Genomic DNA, 15,811 nt, shown 5'->3' with positions numbered 1-15,811 from the left:
CCTCAAATTTATTATAACATTTTTTAGTATGGTCATAATCTATATCTTATAACCTGTCCTTTCCCATGGATTTTTTTTTAAGCTTATGAGAAAAATAAACTAGTCAAGTCACTGAGGGATTTGGATTATTTCCGAGGAATCGTGAGCGAGCATATTGAACATATGTAAGCGATTCAATAACGAAGAAAATAATTCAAATAACCAGTGAAATGGCTAATTTATTTTTTGAATATGCCACCAATGTGTTATACTTTTATAAGTTACAAAATTTTAGGAGGTATTTTTCTTGAATTTTTCTTTCTTTAAAGATTTAAATATAGATTTAAGTAACCCACAAAAAAAAATAGTTAAACACAAAGATGGACCTGCTTTAGTTTTAGCCGTACCTGGTGCTGGTAAAACTACTACTTTAATATGTAGAACTGCATATCTTTTGCTTAAACATAAGATTAAAGCAGAAAATATATTATCCATAACTTTTTCTCGTGCTTCTGCTAAGGATATGAAGGCTAGATTTTATTCCATGTTTGGAGATAAATTTACTGATAAAATCTATTTTGCCACTATCCATCAATTGTGTCTAAAAATAATAAACAGGTATTATTATAAAAAAAATGTATCTTTTAAGATTTTAGATTCTAAAGACACTATTTCCAAGAACCATTTAATAAGAAAAATATATTATGATATAAACCACAATGCACCATCAGAAGATATTTTAGAACAAATATCTAATAATATTAGTCTAGTAAAAAACTTAATGATACCTAAAGAACAATTTTCCTTCCACGACTTTAACGTGGAACACTTTTCTAAGATATATGAAAAATACGAAGAATATAAAAAGCAAAATCGTATAATTGATTTTGATGATATGCTTACAGTTGCTTATAAAATATTGAAAAATGATGAAAAATTACTTAATCAGTATAGAAATCAATACAAGTACATTCAGGTGGACGAAGCTCAAGATACATCTAAAATACAGCACGAAATAGTAAAGTTATTGGCAAGTCCTAATAACAATTTATTCATGGTGGCTGATGATGACCAAAGTATATATGGATTTAGGGGAGCTTGCCCATTAGAACTTCTTGATTTTTCAAACACTTATAAGGAAGGAAGCGTTTATTTCTTAGAAGAAAATTATCGTTCTTCTAAAGAAATAGTTAATATAAGTAATGATTTTATAAAGAGTAACTCTAGTAGATATAATAAGAATATATTTACACAGAATGAAGAATTTCTTCCCGTAAATATAATAAAAGTCCATGATAGTTTAGACCAAATAAATTTTATAATAGAACACTTAAATTCATCTAATGAACAAACAGCCATTTTATACAGAAATAATATATCTGCCCTACCCTTAATTGATAAATTGAATAAAAATGGCATAGACTTTTTTATTCATGGATTTAAGTCTAATTATCTAACCCATTGGATAACTAAGGATATACTTGCTTTTTTAGATTTATCCTTAAATCACTATGATTTAGAATCCTTTGAAAGAATATATTATAAAATGAACGGATATATTTCCAAGGCATCCGTTTCTTATATAAGGAATAATCCTAAGTCCATTACAGTCTTTGATTATTTAATAAGTTTCCCTGGTCTTAAATCTTATCAAATAAAAAATCTTAATAGGATCAAGGATTCCTTTAATGCCTTATGTAAAATGACTCCCTATGAGGCCTTAGAATTTATTGAGAATGATTTGGCATATCATAATTATTTAGAATCTAATTGTACTAGATTAAAGTCTAGCTATGAAAATGCCATATTATTATTTAGTCATTTAAAATTATTAGCTATAGATGAGCCTAATATAATTTCCTTTATGGAAAGATTAAGTGAAATTCCCAAGATCGCGAGGAAATCTAAGGAAAATAAAAACATAATACTATCTACTGTTCATTCGGCTAAGGGATTGGAGTTTAATCGTGTCTTTTTAATAGATTTAATAAAGGGTCAATTTCCAAACATAAGTAATTTAGATGAGGATGATGAAGATAATCTTTCTGATTTAGAAGAAGAAAGAAGACTTTTTTATGTAGCTATGACCAGAGCAAAAGAAAATCTTTCTATAATCTGCCCTACATTTCAAAATGGTAGATATATTAAGCCTTCCATATTTATAGATGAAGTTAATGGAACTAATTTAAAAGACTATATAAATAAAACAAATTGGACTCCAAAGGCCATGAAAAAAACACTAGATGAAGATAATTCTAGTAAACACCCCTACGAAGAAGGAGAAGTTATAAACCACACTAAATTTGGTATAGGAATAATTCTTCAAATAACTGGTGATTTAATGAAAATAGATTTTAACTCCATAGGAATGAGAATCCTATCCATAGATATGTGCATAAGTGAGAACTTAATAGATTAGAGGTAAGGAACTCTCCTTACCTCTTATTTTTTTTCCAAACTATAATTCCTAAAAGTTACAATCGATTTAATAAATTTTGAAAGAAATCTTTCCCCAGCCCCATCTTCCTTCACAGTTCATTATTGTGAATTTTTTAATCAGATTCATTCTTTTAAGCAATTTATTCCTATTATTTTTCATTATAATTGTACATAAAAAATTTTAAATCCATATAATATGAAGCTAATTCTTTGTTATTTAATTAACACTTTTCCTTATGATTTTGCCTTTTTTCTGTGAATACGTTTTCATTTATAGGGTATTTTTTCTATATGAGGTATTATATTTAAACGAGTTGTATTTATACCTTCATCTATTGTATAATATAATCTATCGATAAAATATAGACAATCTACCATAGGGTCGGTTATTATATTTGATTTTGAGTAGTACACTAAAACCTCTAATATACTTTTCATAACCTTCCCATGTAAAATAAATATAAATATATCCAAGGGGGCAATATTCATGAAAAAAAATACAGTATTGATGATTCTAGATGGATATGGAATCAGCGAATCAGAAAAGGGTAATGCTATTAAATTAGCTAACATACCTAATCTAGACCAATTGACTAACAACTATCCTACAAGTATCATACAAGCAAGTGGACTTGAAGTTGGATTACCAGATGGGCAAATGGGAAATTCAGAAGTAGGCCACTTAAACATTGGAGCCGGAAGAGTTGTATATCAAGAACTTACAAGAATAACTAAAGCTATTGAAGAAAAAACTATCTTTGAAAATGAAGCTTTATTAAAGGCTATTAAAAATGCTAAAGATAATAATAGTGCACTGCACTTATGGGGCTTATTATCAGATGGTGGAGTTCACAGTCACAACACTCACCTTTATGCTCTTTTAACATTTGCTAAAGAAAATGGACTTAAGAAAGTATATGTTCATCCATTCTTAGATGGACGTGACGTGCCACCTTCAAGTGCTAAAGAATTTGTTTCTCAATTAGAAGACAAATTAGAAGAAATTGGGGTTGGTGAGATTGCTACAATAAGTGGCCGTTTCTATGCAATGGATAGGGATAACCGTTGGGAAAGAGTAGAAAAAGCTTACAATGCCATAGTTTTAGGAGAAGGAGAAACTGCATCTAACGCTGTAGAAGCCGTTGAAAACTCCTATTCTAAAGACGAATTAGATGAATTTGTTAAACCAACTGTAATATTAAAAGATGGAGTACCTGTTGCTACTGTTAATGAAGACGACTCTATTATTATGTTTAACTTCAGACCTGATAGAGCAAGGGAAATAACTCGTACTTTTGTTGATAGTAATTTTGATGGATTTGAAAGAAAGAAAGGATTCTTCAAAGTCAACTACGTTTGCATGACTCAATACGATGCCTCTATGCCTAATGTGGATGTGGCATTTAAGCCTCAAACATTAGTAAATACACTGGGAGAATATGTATCAAATCTAGGACTTAAACAACTGAGAATAGCAGAAACAGAAAAATATGCCCACGTTACATTCTTCTTTAACGGTGGTGTTGAAGATCCTTACAAGGGTGAAGATAGAATATTAATTCCATCTCCAAAGGTTGCAACTTATGACATGAAACCTGAGATGAGCGCTAGCGAAGTAACTGAAAGATTAGTTGAACAAATAGAAAAGCAAGATTATGACTTAATCATAGTTAACTTTGCTAATCCAGACATGGTAGGACATACAGGAGATATACCTGCAGCAATCAAAGCTGTTGAAACAGTGGATGCTTGTGTAGGTAAAGTAGTAGATGCCACTTTAAAAACTGGTGGACAAATATTAATCACAGCAGACCATGGTAATTCAGATGAAATGTTAGATTTAAATGATAATGTGATTACTGCTCACTCTACTAACCCAGTTCCCCTTGTATTAGTTAAAGAAAATTGTAACTTTGATTTAAAAGATGGTAAATTAGCTGATTTAGCACCTACTTTATTATCTCTTATGGATTTAGATAAACCAGCAGAAATGTCTGGCGAGTCATTACTAGTAGATGTGAAAGATTTAGCCTTAGGAAATGCATAAAAACCAGAGCTGCTTTGCAGCTCTTTTTTTATACAATATTAATTATAGTATTTTGAATTTTTTCCATTCATTTCATGTGGCATTTGATTCTTTTCTAAATTTTCAGATAAAACCCCTTCTCCTCCCTTTCATTTTGATGACTTTTTCAGTTTTCAATTTCTTTTTTCAGAATATTCTGGGTCATTTTTTTGTATACATGTATTTTTTTATGTATTATACTAGCTTGTCCACTTTGCAACTTCCACTTTTTTCAAGGACAATGCAATTTCCATTATTTAAAATTGTATTTTTTTAAAAATTTTTTATTGTTTGTTTCACAAAGTATGTTATAATAGGTTTATTAAATTTCACGTAGATAAAGAAAATTATAAAAAGATTTCGCAATTAATTTTATTTTTTTTACTTCTCTAATCGGCTGAATTTTCGAATATTTCTGTTAAAAGGAGTGTGTATCATGGAATGTTGCTGTATCAATTTTAAAGAATTGGATCCAGTTATAGAAAAGTATAAAGATTCTAAAGGTAGCTTGATAACTGTCCTTCAAAAGGCACAGGATATTTATGGGTATCTACCAGAAAAGGTATTATTGTATATTGCAGAAAAACTTTCTGTAAAACCTGCTAAGGTTTATGGAGTTGCAACTTTTTATACGCAATTTAGATTAAAGCCAGTAGGAAAACATTTGATAATGTTATGTCAAGGTACTGCTTGCCATGTTAATGGTTCTAAAGCTGTTGAAAATGCAATATGTGAAGAACTTGGCGTAAGCGAAGGTGAAACTACTGAAGATGGTCTATTTACACTAAATAATGTTGCCTGTTTGGGTTGTTGTAGTTTATCTCCTGTTATGATGATCAATGGAGAAACGTACGGCAAGCTTACACCTAAATCAGCAAGGGATATTATCAAGGACATTAAAGCTTCTGAAGAAAGTAACAAGGGGGTATAAAAGGTGAAGGTTATTATCGGACAAGGAAGTTGCGGTATTGCAGCTGGTGCTAACAAAGTATACTCATTGTTCAAGGAAGAAATAGATAATTCTAACATAACGGCTACCATCTCCACAACAGGATGTATTGGTATGTGTTATCTTGAACCAATTATTGATTTAGTTGAAAATGACAAAAAATTCACTTACGTTAAAGTGGATGAAGAAATGGCTAAGGAAATAATTGAAAAACACTTAAAAAATGGCAATCCTATAGATGAGTATTTAATGGATGACGTTTCTTCAACTATATTAAATTCTCAAAGTAGAATAGCCCTTAGAAATTGTGGTATCATAAACCCTGAAAATATAGATGAATACACAGAAATCGATGGATATAAAGCTATTCAAAAATGCGTAAAAGAAATGACTCCTGATCAAGTTATTGAAGTAATCAAAGTTTCAGGTCTTCGTGGTCGTGGAGGAGCAGGATTCCCTACATGGTTTAAGTGGAATGCGGCCAAAAACAGTAAAGCTACTCCAAAGTATATGGTATGTAATGCAGACGAAGGAGATCCAGGAGCATTTATGGATAGATCTGTTTTAGAAGGAGATCCTCATAACCTAATTGAAGGAATGATGATTGGTGCTTATGCAATGGGAGCTGAAGAAGGTATTGTATATGTACGTGCTGAGTACCCATTAGCTATAGAAAGATTACAATTAGCAATCGAGCAAGCTCGTGAAAAGGGTTTCTTAGGAAAAGATATCTTTGGAATTAAGGGACTTAACTTTGATTTAAGAATTAAAGCAGGTGCTGGTGCTTTCGTATGTGGAGAAGAAACTGCATTGATTGCATCCCTTGAAGGTGAACGTGGTATGCCTAGGCTTAAGCCTCCATTCCCTGCTCAAAAGGGATATTGGCAACAACCTACTAATATTAATAACGTTGAGACCTTTGCAAATGTTCCTTGGATATTATTAAATGGCGGTGAAGCTTTTTCTAGTATGGGGACGGAGAAGTCTAATGGAACTAAAGTTTTCGCTTTAACTGGAAAGATTCAAAATGGTGGACTTGTGGAAGTTCCAATGGGAATAAGCTTAAAAGAAGTTATCTATAACATTGGAGGCGGAATTAAAGATAATAAGGAATTTAAAGCCGTTCAAATGGGTGGACCATCAGGTGGATGTATTCCTAAAGAACTTATCGAAACTTCCGTTGACTATGAATCAATAAATAAAACTGGTGCCATAATGGGTTCTGGTGGAATGGTAGTAATGGATGAAACTACATGTATGGTAGATATGGCTAGATTCTTCTTAGCATTTACTCGTGAAGAGTCTTGTGGTAAATGTATCCACTGTAGGATAGGTACTAAAAGAATGCTAGAAATCCTTACACGTATCTGTGACGGTGACGGTAAGGAAGGCGACATAGAATTATTAGAAGATTTATCTGTAAAAATAAAAGAAGGTTCTCTATGTGGTCTAGGTCAAACTGCACCAAACCCAGTTTTAACTACTATTAAATATTTTAGAAATGAATATGAAGATCATATCTTAAATAAGAAGTGTACTGCTAAACAATGTACTGAACTTCTTACTTACAGAATTACAGACAAATGTATTGGATGTACACTTTGTAGTAGAAATTGCCCTGTTGATGCAATTTCAGGTAGTGTTAAAACAAAACATACTATTGATGTGGATACTTGTATCAAATGTGGCAAATGTATGGCCGCTTGTAAATTTGATGCAATAGTAATTGACTAAGGAGGTATTTATTATGGCACAAATACGTCTTAATATAGATGGAAAAGAAGTAATAGGCCATGAAGGCCAAACTATTTTAGATATAGCTAAAGAAAATGATGTATATATCCCAACCCTTTGTTATGACTCTAGGGTTGAAATATATGGTTCTTGTGGACTTTGTGTAGTTGAAGTTGAGGGAATTCCTAAACTCCTACGTTCTTGTGCTACTAAGGCATCTGACAACATGGTAGTAAATACAAAGTCTACTCGTATTAAAGAATCAAGAAAGACTGCCTTAGAGTTATTGTTATCAGATCATACAGGTGATTGTAGACCACCATGTGTGCTTGCTTGTCCTACAAATACTGATTGTCAAGGTTATGTGGGTCTTATAGCTAACAAACAATATGACGAGGCATTGAAATTAATAAAAGAAGAACTACCTCTTCCAGCTAGTATTGGTAGAGTTTGTCCTCACCCATGTGAAGACGCCTGTAGACGTAAATTAACTGATGAATCTATATCTATTGCTTGGTTAAAGAGCTTTGTAGCTGACATTGATTTAAACGGCGTAGAAAAGTATATGCCTGAAATTAAAGTATCTACTGGAAAGAAAGTATCTATAGTAGGTGGAGGTCCTGGTGGTTTAACTGCTGCTTACTATTTAACTAAGGAAGGTCATGATGTAACTATATATGAAGCTATGCCTAAGTTAGGTGGAATGCTGAGATACGGAATTCCTGAGTACAGACTTCCTAAGGCTGTTTTAGATAAGGAAATCCAAATAATAGAATCAATGGGCGCAAAATTAGTACCTAATACAAGATTAGGAAAGGATTTATCCTTTGAGTCGTTACAAGAATCATCTGATGCTGTTGTTTTAGCAATCGGTGCTTGGAATAGTAGCTCTATGAGATGTAAAGGTGACGATTTAGATGGAGTAATGGGTGGTATTGACTTCTTAAGAAAAGTAGTAACTAACGAACATATGAAAGTTGGAGAAAAAGTTGCCGTAGTAGGTGGAGGAAACACTGCTATGGACGCTTGTAGAACTGCTATTAGACTTGGTGCTAAGGAAGTTTATAATATATATCGTAGAACTGAAGCTGAAATGCCAGCTGAAGAAATAGAAATAGTTGAAGGTAAAGAAGAAGGCGTAATCTTTAAGACCCTTGTAAACCCAATTGAAGTAATTGGAGAAGATGGAAAAGTATCTAAGATTCGTCTTCAAAAGATGAAGCAAGGTGAGCCTGATGCTAGTGGCAGAAGACGTCCTATCCCTATTGAGGGTGAAGAAGAAACATTAGATGTGGATACAGTAATAGTCGCCATTGGTCAAGGAGTAACTCCTGAAGGATTAGATAATGTAGAACTTACTAAGTGGAATACTATAATAGCAGATGAAAATACTTTTAGAACTAATTTAGAAGGAGTTTTCGCCATTGGAGATGCTACAAACAAAGGTGCTAGTATTGCCATTGAAGCAATTGGTGAAGGTAAGAAAGCTTCTCATATAATAAATAGTTATCTACATGGTAAGGAAGTGGCTTATGAAAAGCCTTACTATGTGGAAAGAAATGATCTTACTGAAGAAGATTTCGCTGATAGAGAAAAGAAACACAGACCTCATATGAGACATCTACTTCCTGAAGAAAGAAATACTAACTTTAACGAAATAGTTGAAGGTTATACGGAAGAACAAGCTATAGAAGAAGCTAGTAGATGTTTAGAATGTGGTTGCCATGATTATTTTGAGTGTAAACTTATTGATTATGCTAATGATTATAATGTTGCTCCAGATAGATTAGCTGGTGAAGTTCATAATAGAAAAGTGGATAACTCTCACCCATTTATTGACAGAAATCCTGATAAGTGTATCTTATGTGGATTATGTGTAAGAGTTTGTGATGAAGTTATGGGTGTAGGTGCCCTAGGTTTAGTTGATAGAGGATTTGATACTATCGTAAAGCCTGCCCTTGATAAGCCTCTAAAAGAGACTAATTGTATCTCTTGTGGTCAATGTGTAAGTGTATGTCCAACAGGAGCACTAGGAGAAAAATCTCCTATAGCTAAAAATGTTCCTCTTGATACAGATGAATCTAACCATGTATGTTCTCACTGTAGTGTTGGATGTAATATGACGCTCCATGCTAAGGGAGATTTAGTAGTTAGATCTGTACCTAATAAGGATAGTAAAGTCGATAATGGATTATTATGTGTTAAAGGTAGATTTGGTTTCGACCTACACAAGCATGGTGAGAAAATCGATTCTGCCCTTGTTAGAAAGAATGGTTCATTAGAAAAAGTAGATATGAATGAAGGACTGTTAACTGCTGCTAAGAAAATCCAAAGCTTAAAGTTTTTATATGGTTCTGATTCCATAGGAGTATCTATCTCTGATAAGTATTCTAACGAAGAAATTCACATGATTTCTAGATTTGCTAAGGAAGTAATAGGTACTAATAACATTTTCTCTTTCAATAAGCTGTCAGAGGGTATAAAAGATGTTATAGGCTATGATTCTTCTACTAGTAAGTATGATGAATTATTATCTACTGATACAATTCTTTTAGTTGGTGCTGATATGATGAAAGAATTCCCTGTAGTAGGTACTAAAATTAAAAAAGCAGTTAAGAATAATACTAAATTATTAGTTATAAATTCTGAGTCTACTACTGCTGATGAATGGGCTCATAATAGTTTCTATCCAGAGAATAATACTTTATTCTTAAATGAAGTATTAAAGGCTTTAGTTGACCTAGGTGCTGTACCTAAGAATGCAGATAACTTTAATGAGTTAAAAGAAAGTTTAGAAGGTATAACTCCAAGTGATGAGGCTAAAGAAATAGCTAATATTTACTTTAATTCTAAGAAGGCCATGATTGTATTTGGTCAAAATAATATTAGTACTTCTGCTGCTAAATTATTAGCTAATATGGCTGTTGTAACTAACCACATAGGTTGTGCACGCTCTGGTTTAATCCAACTTAAACCAAATTGTAATAGCCAAGGTTTATCAAACCTGAATATTAATGGTTTTGAAAGTGTAGTGGAAAGTATTCAAGATGGAAACATTAAATGTCTTCTTACATTTGGTGAGAATATTCCAACTTGTGTAGATACAAGTAAACTAGAGTTCTTAGTAGCCCTAGATCAATACACTAATGACACAACAGATAGCGCCCATGTGGTATTACCTTCCGCTGGCCTATTAGAATCTAGGGGAACTTATACTAACTCTGAAGGCACAACCCAAAAGATTAATGACCATAAATCTTTAGGTAAAAATATTGAGACTGTAATTAACTTATGTAATTTATTAGAATACAAAATAAATTATATTAACATAGATCAAATAACAGAAGAAGTATTATCAAAATATAAATCATTCTCAAGTGGATTTAACTTTGAAGGTGGAAAAGCTAAACTACAAGTGCTTTCTAGTGACATGTTATTTGCTAAACTTGATAATACTAATAATACTACAGAATTATTTTCAAAATATCTTGAGAGTGAAAATTTAATTTAATTTTAGACAACAACTGACATAATATATAAAAGGTGAAAAGCTTGTAATACTTATTTAAGTATTACAAGCTTTTTACTTTTGGCTGTATAATAAATGTAGGGGTGTTAGTATTTATCCAAATACTAACACCCCTACATTTATTATAGAACCTTACTTTTTAACTGTATATATCTGAAAACTCAACGCTTACTCTTTCTACTCTATTCTCTATCATTCCTTCTGATATGTGATTTTCAATTTCATATGCCATTTGATTTTCTGCAACAGGCAATTTTATAATAAATTTAGTTCCCTTTTCATATTCACTTTCCACATCTATAGTTCCATTGTGCATTTCTACTAAATATTTTACTAAAGATAATCCAATTCCACTACCTTCGTGCCTTCTTCTAAAGGATTTATCCACCTGCCTAAATCTTTTAAATATTTCCTTTAGCTTTGCGTCCTCTATTCCTATTCCATCATCTTCCACAATTATTTTTATGTAATCATCATCATACTCCATATTAATGTTTATGGTAGAACCACTATGACTAAATTTAATACTATTAGATATTAAGTTTAGCATTATCCTCTCTAAAGCATCTGGATCACAGGATACCATTTTTTCTTCCACATCCGTATCAAACACTATATTTAACCCCTTTTGCTCCACATACTCAACTACAGATAAGGTAATATCCTCGATGATATTTATAATGTTATAATTATTAAATGCCAAATCGAAGTATCCAGCATCCATTTTAGTTATATCTATCAAATTATTTACTAACCTAAGTAATCTATGACAATTTTGTTTTAATACTTTTACACGTTTTGTATTCTTATATGAACCAGAACTATCTCCTTTCAAATCACTTTCTATTAATTGTATGCTTCCTAGTATTACATTTAATGGAGTTCTTAATTCATGGGATAGGTTAGCAAAAAATTCTGTCCTAATTCTATCCTGTTCCTCTGCTTCTCTAATTTGTTTAGTTAATTTTTCATTTTTCTTTCTCTCGGATATATCATTAGCTATGATTAGAACCTTGGTCATTCCATTTTCAAAATATGGAAGGGCTGTTACTTCGCCTTCCACATGGCCTCCACCTATTTTTTTAAATCGTATCTCTCGCATAGGAGGTCTTTTATTAGTTTCCATTATATAACTAAGCCTATCTCCAGCTATGTGCACATCTTCTTTGCCCATAAATTCATAATAATGTCTTCCTATTAGATCATGTTTATTTTTAGCATTTATTTTTTTTATTGCTGCATCATTGGCAAATTCTACTATACCCTTATTCATAACTAATAATGCATATGGAATAGACTCTACTAGTGTTCTATATCGCTCTTCACTTTCCTTAAGAATCATTTCCATTTGCTTTCTATTAGTTATATCTAGTATTACACCTAGTATACCTGCAACTTGATTATTATTATCAGTAAAAGTGCCCTTATAAAAAATAGCATCTCCCATAGTTCCATCTTTTTTCTTCATTTTACCTTCATAGGATATTATTCTTCCCATTTTTATAAGTTGTATATCTGTTTCTTTGCAACTTCTAATATAGTCATTGTCTAAAATATCTTCTATGTTTTTTCCTATTATTTCTTCTTTCTTTAAATTTGCAAAGTCGGCAAAGGCCTTATTACAACCTAAATAAGTTCCCTTAAGATTTTTATAATAGACGGGACTAGGTATGGTTTCTATTAATACTTCCATAAACTTTATTTTGTCCTTAAGCTCCTCTTTTACCCTATGGCCCTTTTTAACACTAATCAAAAGGCAATATATGATTATGACCAGTATTATTATGATACATGTTATACATATGCCAAATACACCTTTAGATACCTTATAATAGGTAGGTATCATATTTACATAGGAACTACCACTAGGCACTTTGTTAAATGAAATATCATACTTTTTCAGTAATCCATAATTAAACACATAACTTTTTTTATCATAAGTTATACTTCTTTGAACATTTGAATTATTATCTAATATATCCTCTAAAAAATTTCCCACAAATATGCCTTTATCCTTAGCACTTATCACATGTCCACCTATTAATCCTCTTTTTACTGCCTCCTTCGATGCTGTGAATACGGGTTTATTTAATTTTTTATTCATTTCATCAATTATATTTGCTGACTTTATTCTATTTCCATTCATATTTAATTCACGAGTCAACATAAAATATATAGGTTTTTTTATTTTTTTCATTTTTTCAAGGGTATCTTCAAGGGATTCTTCTTCTACAATTATAAATCGTTTACCTCTTTCATAATATTCCTCTTTCAGTCTTCCTAACTGATTTTTATAATAATCACCATTAGAGTTTTTTCCCAATACAAATACTAAGTTCATATTCTCTGGCATCATATTGGTGGCTAATTGAATATTTGACTCCATATCCACACTTGTATATACACCATAGAATTTTTCATCTTTTTCAATCATATTTTCTACTTGATCCCTATTAGAAATATGAGTATTTACTACAATTGGTATATCCTTAAATATGGCTCTTCCATATTCTTTTATAAAATAAAAAGAATCCATATCTCCTGTGACTACTACATCAATTCCACCCTTTTTATATTTTTCCTTATAAAGCTCATATAATTTCTCCACATACAATTTATTATGAAAATCATCTATTCCTAAGTACTCCCTAGTAATTAGGCTATTATCTAGAGTTTCCCTTAATCCATGAACTATTTCTTTCCTCCACAGATCATCACTATTATAAGCATTAATTAAAAGCACATGCTTTTTTTCTTGCCCATAAGCTGTATTAAATAAAGTCATATATGCGAAAAAAATACATATACAAAGCATTATAGTCCTTCCTCGACGTTTTGTCATGTTAATCCCCCTGATTTTGTAAATATTTCCCTATCTAAGATACTTCTACAAAAACATTTTATCCCCTTCATCATATAAAGTCTTGTTTTGTCGAAGATGGTCTTTTATTAAACTTCATAAAAATAACAGCCTAAAGTCCTACATATAGACAACCTCCTTCTTAACTCAATATATACTCGTTAGCAGTGGGCAGTCAGCTGTTAGCAGCAATTAATTAGAAGTTTTTGTCTGCTAACAGCTAACTGTTATCCGCTAACATACATAAAATATAATAGGTGTATTATAAATGATTAATCATTTATAATACACCTAATCTCATCTAGTTCTATACTATTACCTTTTTTCTAATTCTCATCCTATGAAGTACAAATATTATAGCTAAAATTCCAAGTCCTAACAAATCAGACATTACTCCTGGTTTTACTAATAATACAGCTCCTATAAATGTACTTATTCTTTCCAATATGGTCATTTTACCTTGGAAATAATTTTCTGCCGATGAAGCTAATGCCACAATACCTATAAGACCTGTTATTATAGTCATTATTAAGGAACCAATAGTTACGTTCTCCATTAGTATTATAGGAGAATAAACAAACATAAAAGGTATCATTATTCCAGCAAGGGCTAATTTAAATCCCGTTACAGCAACCTTTGTGGGATTAGCATCTGCTATACCCGCCGCCGTATAAGAGGTAAGCGCCACAGGCGGTACTACTGCTGACAGAGTTCCATAGTAAAAGGCAAAGAAATGAGCTGCTATTGGTCTTACTCCCATCTTTATTAGGGCTGGGGCCGCTATAGATGCAGTTATAATGTAACATGCTGTAGCAGGTAGACCCATTCCTAAGAATATGGATGCTATCATAACCAGAATTAAAGCAAGCCAAAGTTGACCAAAGGATAACTTAATAATATTGTGGGCCACCACTTGACCAAGGCCTGTCATGGACACAACTCCCACTATAAAACCTACTACTGCACAGGCTATAGCCACAGATACGGCACTTTTAGCACCTTCTTCTAGAGCCCCTATAAACTTCTTAAAATCCATTCTAGTATTTTTTCTAAAGGAACTTGTAACTATTGTAGCTATTAATCCATAAAAAGCTGCATATAGGGGTGTTAGTCCCTTTATAAGTAATATTAGTATTATTATTATAGGCAATACTAAATGACCTTGGGTAAGCATAACCTCTTTAAATACTGGTAATTTGTCCTTATCCATTCCCTTTAAACCAATTTTTTTGGCTTCAAAGTCCACCATAGTAAATATGGCAAAATAATAAAATAAGGCTGGAATTATACCTGCATACATAACCTTAACATATGGAATTCCTAAGAAAGATGCCATCATAAAAGATGCAGCCCCCATAATAGGTGGCATGAGAATTCCTCCTGTAGATGCAGCCGCTTCCACTGCTCCTGCAAATCTAGGTTCATAGCCCACTTCCTTCATAAGAGGTATAGTAAAGCTTCCTGTAGTTGCCACATTGGCTTGAGAACTTCCACTTATGGTTCCCATAAGACCACTGGCCATAACTGCCACCTGAGCAGGACCTCCTCTAAGTCTTCCTGCAAAGGCTAGGGCAAAATCATTAAAAAACTTAGCTGTTCCTGTTTTATTTAAAAAGGATCCAAATAATATGAACATAAACACATAGGAAGCTGATACCATTAAGGTTACTCCAAATATACCTCCATCAGTTAAATACATTCTTGTCAATATTCTCTTCCATGAAAAGCCCTTATGGGCTAACATGCCTGGAAATAGGTATCCATATTTAGCATATAAAATAAAAAATATAGAAAGGCAAGGAAGAATATTTCCAACACATCTTCTCCCTGCTTCTAAGGTTAATAATATGGCCATAATTGCAAATACATAATCTGTATTATTTGGTATTAAGGATCTCTCTATAAGACTGTCATAGGTAACATAAATATACAATCCTATACTTATACCTAACGCAAATAGTATCCAATCTAGTATGGAAGGTTTTTTGTTAGAATTCTTTTTAGTTGCAGGATACATTAAAAAAGTAAGTCCTAACATCAACCCCAAATGAAGGGCATTTCTCTTTATAGCAATCATCAAACTTGCGCTATTCATCCATACATGAAATAAAGAGGTAAATACTGCATATATGGTAACAAATAAAGCTACTTTACCAGCTAACCTTCTGTTACTATGACTATTATTTTCTTTCATTCCATTCCCCCCTTATATGTTATCGTTATATGTATATATGAGTTAAAAGTTTAGAGTTAAGA

General features: G+C 32.1%; 7 protein-coding genes. 5 read left to right on the top strand and 2 right to left on the bottom strand.

Annotated elements, in window-relative coordinates; all coding sequences use genetic code 11:
- Window positions 1-286: 286 nt before the first annotated feature.
- From CCE28_RS13815 to CCE28_RS13795, 5 genes are all read left to right on the top strand, one after another.
- Complete coding sequence (locus CCE28_RS13815; protein ID WP_095134320.1) at window positions 287-2,398, top strand: ATP-dependent helicase; 2,112 nt, start codon at window positions 287-289, stop codon at window positions 2,396-2,398.
- Between the two features lie 507 nt (window positions 2,399-2,905).
- The gene (gene gpmI, locus CCE28_RS13810) at window positions 2,906-4,465 is read left to right on the top strand and encodes a 2,3-bisphosphoglycerate-independent phosphoglycerate mutase (protein ID WP_095134319.1); all 1,560 of its coding nucleotides are present in this window, start codon (window positions 2,906-2,908) and stop codon (window positions 4,463-4,465) included.
- 454 nt (window positions 4,466-4,919) lie between these two features.
- Window positions 4,920-5,414, top strand: coding sequence for an NADH-quinone oxidoreductase subunit NuoE (gene nuoE / locus CCE28_RS13805; protein WP_095134318.1), 495 nt, complete (start codon window positions 4,920-4,922; stop codon window positions 5,412-5,414).
- Window positions 5,415-5,417: 3 nt separating this feature from the next.
- Window positions 5,418-7,166 carry an NADH-quinone oxidoreductase subunit NuoF gene (locus CCE28_RS13800; RefSeq protein WP_095134317.1) on the top strand — a complete coding sequence of 583 codons (1,749 nt, stop codon included), beginning with the start codon at window positions 5,418-5,420 and terminating at the stop codon, window positions 7,164-7,166.
- Between the two features lie 13 nt (window positions 7,167-7,179).
- Window positions 7,180-10,677: an FAD-dependent oxidoreductase gene (locus CCE28_RS13795; protein ID WP_095134316.1), complete on the top strand. Its 3,498-nt coding sequence runs from the start codon at window positions 7,180-7,182 to the stop codon at window positions 10,675-10,677.
- A 157-nt stretch (window positions 10,678-10,834) separates the two neighbouring features.
- Here the strand turns inward: CCE28_RS13795 and CCE28_RS13790 are convergent, their stop codons facing one another.
- Window positions 10,835-13,537, bottom strand: a complete 2,703-nt coding sequence (locus CCE28_RS13790; RefSeq protein WP_095134315.1) for a sensor histidine kinase — start codon at window positions 13,535-13,537, stop codon at window positions 10,835-10,837.
- 325 nt (window positions 13,538-13,862) lie between these two features.
- Entirely contained in the window at window positions 13,863-15,749 is a 1,887-nt protein-coding gene (locus tag CCE28_RS13785) for a TRAP transporter permease (protein WP_095134314.1), read from the bottom strand.
- Window positions 15,750-15,811 lie beyond the last annotated feature (62 nt).

The sequence above is a fragment of the Anaeromicrobium sediminis genome (genome assembly GCF_002270055.1).
Taxonomy (GTDB): domain Bacteria; phylum Bacillota; class Clostridia; order Peptostreptococcales; family Thermotaleaceae; genus Anaeromicrobium; species Anaeromicrobium sediminis.
Note: the sequence above shows the minus strand (reverse complement) of the source record. Positions and strands in the feature narration are given on the sequence as shown.